At 43.8% G+C, this 6,793-nt stretch carries 8 protein-coding genes; 4 read left to right on the forward strand and 4 right to left on the reverse strand.

The genetic code is table 11. The features are described 5' to 3' along the window. Positions 1-163 precede the first annotated feature (163 nt). The gene (locus FTU98_RS13590) at positions 164-778 is read left to right on the forward strand and encodes a hypothetical protein (protein WP_154320231.1); all 615 of its coding nucleotides are present in this window, start codon (positions 164-166) and stop codon (positions 776-778) included. 356 nt (positions 779-1,134) lie between these two features. Here FTU98_RS13590 and hisF read toward each other — a convergent pair whose 3' ends face one another. Continuing rightward, complete coding sequence (hisF, locus tag FTU98_RS13595; RefSeq protein WP_154320232.1) at positions 1,135-1,893, reverse strand: imidazole glycerol phosphate synthase subunit HisF; 759 nt, start codon at positions 1,891-1,893, stop codon at positions 1,135-1,137. Positions 1,894-2,006: 113 nt separating this feature from the next. On the opposite strand from hisF, the gene FTU98_RS13600 reads away from it, so the two are divergent. From FTU98_RS13600 to FTU98_RS13610, 3 genes are read left to right on the forward strand one after another with little or no spacing between them, the layout of a single operon-like run. Then, the gene (locus FTU98_RS13600) at positions 2,007-2,957 is read left to right on the forward strand and encodes a homoserine kinase (RefSeq protein WP_154320233.1); all 951 of its coding nucleotides are present in this window, start codon (positions 2,007-2,009) and stop codon (positions 2,955-2,957) included. A 12-nt stretch (positions 2,958-2,969) separates the two neighbouring features. After that, the gene (locus FTU98_RS13605) at positions 2,970-3,599 is read left to right on the forward strand and encodes a DUF1294 domain-containing protein (protein ID WP_154320234.1); all 630 of its coding nucleotides are present in this window, start codon (positions 2,970-2,972) and stop codon (positions 3,597-3,599) included. 40 nt (positions 3,600-3,639) lie between these two features. Continuing rightward, a complete protein-coding gene (locus tag FTU98_RS13610) occupies positions 3,640-4,044 on the forward strand; it encodes a hypothetical protein (protein WP_004974391.1) in 405 nt (134 codons plus the stop codon). 55 nt (positions 4,045-4,099) lie between these two features. Here the strand turns inward: FTU98_RS13610 and FTU98_RS13615 are convergent, their stop codons facing one another. The 3 genes from FTU98_RS13615 to FTU98_RS13625 form a co-directional block, all read right to left on the reverse strand. Beyond that, entirely contained in the window at positions 4,100-4,990 is an 891-nt protein-coding gene (locus FTU98_RS13615; protein WP_228274487.1) for a DMT family transporter, read from the reverse strand. Positions 4,991-5,102: 112 nt separating this feature from the next. Then, positions 5,103-5,834 carry a 1-(5-phosphoribosyl)-5-[(5-phosphoribosylamino)methylideneamino]imidazole-4-carboxamide isomerase gene (gene hisA / locus FTU98_RS13620; protein WP_180051558.1) on the reverse strand — a complete coding sequence of 244 codons (732 nt, stop codon included), beginning with the start codon at positions 5,832-5,834 and terminating at the stop codon, positions 5,103-5,105. A 67-nt stretch (positions 5,835-5,901) separates the two neighbouring features. Continuing rightward, positions 5,902-6,579 carry a hypothetical protein gene (locus tag FTU98_RS13625; RefSeq protein ID WP_004974396.1) on the reverse strand — a complete coding sequence of 226 codons (678 nt, stop codon included), beginning with the start codon at positions 6,577-6,579 and terminating at the stop codon, positions 5,902-5,904. Positions 6,580-6,793: the final 214 nt, after the last annotated feature.

Consider the following 6,793-nt stretch of genomic DNA (forward strand, 5'->3'; position numbering starts at 1 on the left):
CGCCTTACAAAACTGTAAAGCGTATATTGCAAGAACGGACTGACCGCTACAAGTCGGAACTGACCGACTCAGGCTCTAGTTACACGCTTGGCAACAAGACATTAACAGAGTGCGAATTAGTCCTTGACTATGTTTGACTACATTTTAAGGAACAGAAATAGCGATGTGGAAAGGATTTCTAGCAGGTTTGGTGGTTGCCAATGGTTTTGAATGGGTGGCACATAAATATATTTTGCACGGAACGCATCGAGCAGGGCAGCGCCGTTATAGTCCTGTGCCTGAAAGTATGAAATCACATTGGGAACATCATCGTGAAGTGCGTAAAACCAGTTTTCACGATCATGGCTATGTCGAAGGGATTCGCAACTGGCGTACCAAAAATGAAATTGTGTCTTTGGCTGTGGTGGCAACGGTGGCCAGTGGCGTGTTCTATCCAATTTCTAAGGGTATGAGTTTGGCTGCGCTATATAGTGCTGCGAATTATTATTATATTCACCGTCGTGCGCATTTAGAGCCAGAGTGGGCAGTTAAGAAAATTCCGTGGCATTATGACCATCACATGAACAGCAATCAGGATGCGAACTGGTGCGTGACCAAACCGTGGTTTGATTATATTTTAGGAACGCGAGTCATTTCAGCACCTGCCTTACAGGAGCAAAATCCGTTAGGCATTGCCTTACCTCGGGTGATTGCACAGGGTTTAAACCATCTGTCTGCTGCATATTTTCCTGCCAAATGGGTCGAGAAAAAATTAGCTGTGGCAGAGCAGTTATCTTAACTGTATTGCAGCAAATCAAGGTTTGTACTGACAGCTTGGGCAAGTCTTGTCGCAAATGGTCAATGTTTTTGGTGTTTTTGGTCAATATTTCAGCTAAAGCTCTGCGTATATTGTGTGCAGTGAAATATCCACGGATGTTTCGGTTGAATATTGTGTGATGATAAATTGATTTTGTTGATTATTTTTTTATAAGTCTATTTAAAAAGATAAAAGAACCTCAGCGCTGTGGTTTTTTGAGTTGATAGGAGTCTTCGGACTCCTTTTTTTCTGCCTAAATTTTACCTTTACTTCAATTTTAAGCTAAAAAAAGTGCAATCCTCAGATTGCACTTTTCACAGTTCGTTTGCACTATGATTTTACAAACGCATTTCAATGCCTTGTGCTGCCAAATATTGTTTGGCTTCAGGAATGGTATGCTGACCAAAGTGGAAAATTGAGGCTGCCAGTACCGCATCGGCACCGCCTTTTAGAATCCCATCGGCCAAGTGTTGTAAATTACCTACACCGCCAGAAGCAATGGTAGGTACCATTACACGGTCATTGATGGCACGCATGAGCGCCAAGTCATAGCCTGCTTTGGTGCCATCGGCATCCATTGAGGTGACCAATAGCTCACCTGCGCCATAGTCTGCCATTTTCACTGCCCATTCAATGGCATCAATACCGGTTGGTTTACGACCACCGTGGGTGAAAATTTCCCATTTGTTATCACCCGTTTTTTTCGCATCAATGGCAACCACAATACATTGCGCGCCAAAACGCTGTGAGGCTTCTTGCACAAATTCAGGGTTAAACACGGCTGCAGAGTTAATGCTGACTTTATCTGCACCTGCGTTAAGTAACAGGCGGATGTCCTCAACCTTACGCACGCCACCACCAACGGTGAGGGGCACGAACACGGTTTCTGCCATACGTTCTACGGTACGATAAGTGGTATCACGACCATGATGGGTAGCAGTAATGTCTAAAAAGGTGATTTCATCGGCACCTTGTTCATTATAACGACGCGCCACTTCGACAGGGTCGCCCGCATCACGAATATCAAGGAATTGCACGCCCTTAACCACGCGACCATTATCTACGTCTAGGCAAGGAATAATACGTTTCGCTAGCATAAATTTTTCCAATTATTACAGCCGATTATGAAACTCACCCACACAAGCGCTACACCTTGGCAGATGGAGCGGGTATTCTATCAAACTTAGCTCAGGTTTTTCGCAGGTTTTCTATGTCGGTTTATACTCCTTTGACTTTAAAGGAAGTTCAGGTCTTTGCAGCGCCTTATGGATTGGAGGTGGTCGAGCTGATTCCCATTCAAGGGGGGATTCAAAATACCAATTATTTTTTGCGCTGCGACAATCAAAACGAGTACGTGCTGACCATTTTTGAAGAATTAGATCAGCAAGCGGCAGGTGAATTAATTCCTGTATTGCAGCATTTGGGGCAAGCGGGTTTGCCTGTGGCAGTGCCTTTATCCTATTCGGGACAAGCCATTCACCAATTAAAAGAAAAACCTGCACAAATTGCACCGCGTTTAATTGGGCAGCATCCGACACTGGCAACAGTGGCGCAAGTGGAAGCGATTGCGATTGCACAAGCCAAAATGCATGTGGCCTTACAAAATTTTCCTTTGCAGCGCGATCATGTACGTGATCATGCTTATTGGGCAGGGGTCGCACGCCAATTAAAACCAAGCATGCATGTGGCCGATCAAGCCTTACTGTCCAAACTTTTGGGCTTGTATGAAGCTTTAACCGCAGTCTATCCGCAGCGTCCCAAAGGTTTTATTCACTCGGATTTATTCCGTGACAATACCTTGTTTGCAGATGATCAGTTGCAAGGCATTTTAGATTTTTATGAATTAAATCAAGATGAATTGCTGTTTGATATTGCGATTACGCTGAATGATTTTTGTACCGATTTTCCTGAGCTGAGCTTAAATGAAAGCAAGGCGATTGCATTTTTAAATGCCTACGAAACGGTGCGTCCTTTAACCCAAGACGAAAAAGCCTGTTTGGAACTGTATTTGGCAATGGCGGCAGGACGTTTTTGGTTAATGCGTTTGCAGGTGGCTGCTAAAAATGCGGCAGAAGGGCGGACAGGCGCAGATATTTTGCAGAAAAATCCAGATGAAATGCGGAATATGCTGATTGAACGCTTAAAGTTTGTGACAGCTTGAGGGATATAGAACATGCGTGATCAAGGGCGTTTAGTCGAATGGTTTGATGAGCAGGGTTATGGGTTTATTCAGCCGAATGACCACCAAAAAGATCGCGTGTTTTTACACATTAAGGACTTCGCCCGACAAGGGCCACGTCCAATTGTGGGCTGTGCCTTAGAATACACAGTGACTGTGGATGAGCGTGGACGTTACCGAGCGCAGCAAGCGGTGTATTTAAAAGCTTCGCAGACCAAGGCGGCAAAGGCATCTGCTGTGAGTACGAAAATATCCAACAGCACGCAAAAAATGCAGCCGATGCAAATATTGTGTGTGGCTTATATTGTTGCTTTGGCTTTGCTGATGCTGTTGGGATTGCTCAGTGGTATGTTGTTATTATTCATCAGTTTGATGAATGCGCTGAGTTATTGGCTGTATGCACAAGATAAAGAAGCTGCACAGCAGGGCGGGCGTCGTATTCCTGAAAATAACTTGCATATCGTGGCTTTTTTAGGGGGTTGGCCTGCTGCATGGTTAGCACAACAAAAATTACGCCATAAAACACAAAAACAACCCTTTGGTAAGATTTATTTTTGTACGATAGGCTTAAATATCTTGCTGATTTTATGGTTAATTTCTCCGCTGAATCAGCTTAATATCTAATTGGGAATATTGTTCCAGTAACAGGCTTGTCAGGTGCATTATGTCAGACGCAGAGCATTCATATTCAGTAGATCAAGACCCACATCGTTCATTGACCATGATTTTATATGTGCTGTATATCGTGGCGATTTTTTCTGCGGGGATATTGGCCGTTATTGCCTTAATCATCAACTATTTAAAACGTAGTGATGTACAAGGTTCAATTTTTGCCAGTCATTTTACTTGGCAAATTCGCAGCTTCTGGTGGTATCTGTTTTGGAATATTGTGGCCTTTGTGCCGTTCTTTTTGGTGTTCTTTAGTCCAGATGCGCAAAGCTTTGCCAGTATGACTTTGGCTGCGACACTTTTCTGTATCGCAGTGGTTGCTATTTCGTGGTTATGGATTGTTTACCGTGCTATACGCGGTTTAATTCGCGTGAATGATAATTTACCGATGTATCATTAAATTCACGTTCGTTCGTCTTTTTAAGATGTTTTGAGCGATCTTGCCGAGATGCTGTTCATTCAACTTTTTGGGATGATGTGTTTCGTTTTAAAAATTTTGGTCGCCATTCGCTGACCAGCACGCCTAAAACCACCAGTAGTCCACCGAACAACGCCAAAACGGCTAAGCGCTCGCCTGCCAAACGTCCAATCAATGCGGCCCAAACAGGCTCACCTGCATAAATAATAGCAGCTTGCGCAGGGTCTACTTGTCGTTGCGCCCAGTTCATCACTAATTGAATCACGGCACTGGCAATGCCTAAGCCGAGCAAAACAGCAAGGAGTGACCACTGAAATTCGGGCAATTGAGTTTCTCCAACCCATGGTGCAATCGCAAAACACAATAACGATGCACAACCCAGTTGGATGAGGGTAACGCGCTTTAAATTGACCCGATTGGCAAAATAGCTAATTAAAATAATTTCAAAGGCAATCGCAATTGAACCGATTAAAGTAATGGCTTGTCCAAAACTTAACTGAATTGCGCCTAAGCCATTGCCTGTTAAAAAGACCAAGCCTACAAATGCCAAAATAGCACCCAACCAAGTCATGACATGCGGACGTTGATCAAAGCATAACCACAGCAATAGCGGTACAAGCGGGACATACAGCGCCGTTAAAAAGGCCGATTCGCTACTGCTGATACTTTGTAAGCCAATGGTTTGAGTGACATAACCTAGCGCAATGACTGCGCCTATGGCAAAGCCTGCATAGAGTTCATCGATGCTAAAACCACGTAAGCTTCGCCATGAAATCAGCCCCACGGCCAACGTGGCTGCGGCAAAACGTAAGCCTACAAACAGTACGGGACTGCTGAAGTTCAAACCGTATTGCACGGTAATGAAGGTTGCACCCCAAATTAAGGTAATCAAAATGAGCGCCAGTTGCGGCGCTTTGCTGCGAAGCATTGGTGAAAGCTGAGACATAGAACCAGTGGGAGATGAAGAAAACTCAAAATGAGTAAAATAAAATCAAAATAAAAAAGAGGTCCGCAGACCTCTTTAAAAATACGCGGCAGAATTACAAAGATTGCTCATCTAAAAGCAACTGTGCCTCACGCAGGCTTAACGTGCCTTCGTAAATTGCACGACCTGTAATCGCACCTAAAATGCCAGGCTGACCTTTTAGGTTGCGTACGTCATCTAAATTGGTCACACCGCCAGAAGCAATCACGGGTAAGCCTGAATATTGCGCCAAGTTTACGGTTTGTTCTACGTTCACACCTTGCATCATGCCATCACGGGCAATATCGGTATAAACAATGCTAGATACACCTGCATCGGCAAAACGCTTAGCTAAATCTGTTGCCTTCACGTCTGTGACGTTGGCCCAACCATCAGTAGCCACCATGCCATTCATGGCGTCAATGCCGACAATGATGTGTCCTGCAAATTTCTTGCAGGCTTCTTCTACAAAAGTAGGCTCTTGTACGGCTTTGGTACCAATAATCACGAACGATACGCCTGCATCCAAATAGTGTTCGATGGTTTCGAGTGAACGAATACCGCCACCAATTTGAATTGGAAGATCCGGTTGTGATTTTACAATCGCTTCAACCACAGGTTTATGAATTGGCGTACCTGCGAAAGCGCCGTTTAAATCGACTAAATGCAAGCGACGCGCGCCTTCATTTACCCAGTGTTGTGCTGTTGCCACTGGATCGTCAGAAAATACAGTATCATCTTCCATACGACCTTGTTTTAAACGAACACACTTGCCATCTTTCAGGTCAATTGCAGGGATGATCAGCATGCTTTCGCTCCTTGCCAAAAACTTATTGAATTCAATCTGTGCATCTTAACAAAGTATTGTTAAATATCTAAGCATCTGTTGTAGGTTTTGTTTTAGAGGGACGAATCCGCAATTTGAGTGAACTGTTTGGGATATGCTCGGGCAATAGACCCAAACGCCCCAATTCTTCAAATATCAACACAGGTGCGTAGGCATCGGCGGCAGCATAGGCAATTTGTGCTTCACTGAGCTGTTTGCATGCCCAGTTTGAGGTGCTGATACTTCGGCTTTTAGGGAAATGAACGTGAAATAATAATGCCATGGCATTTTTAAGCCCAAGCGGACTTTTAAAACCAAAACTGCCAAAACATTTGGATAGTTCAATCACGCTATTCAGTTGTATACCTTTTTTACGAAATAAATGGGCATCATTTTTCAGCCCAAAACCTACTTTAATTTGATCGCGATTGGCAAAAACTGGCTGCAAAAATTGCCAAATGTCATCATTGAGCTGAAATAGATAGGCTTTTTCTAAGGTTGCGAGCTGAATTAAATGCGGGCCTGTAGAAACTTCGCCTACATTAAACGTGGGTTTAGATTCAGAATCGAAACCCAAGACAGCTGCGGTTTTCAGTTCAGCTTCAATTGCTAGACATTGCTCTAGATTTTGAATCAGTACAATATTTTGACGCGCAATATTTTCAAACAGTGGCAATTGCCGAATTTCATCAGGGCTAGGCAGGGTACGCAGACGAGTGAGATCCATAACATTCAAAGCGGTAAAGAAGCGGTTTTAGCCTAAAGCGTTTTGCGGAATTTGGCAAAGTTTAAAAGATTGAAAATGCTGTGCAGGAGTAAGCGTCCGCTGAACACACCTTCTGAATTCATCCTATAAGCCTTAATTTAGTCCCCACTTAGAAACAAGTGGGGACTTAAATTTATGACTACAAATAATCAGACATCCATCGCATCTCTTGCGA

This window comes from Acinetobacter sp. YH12211 (assembly GCF_013418015.1).
Lineage (GTDB): Bacteria > Pseudomonadota > Gammaproteobacteria > Pseudomonadales > Moraxellaceae > Acinetobacter > Acinetobacter towneri.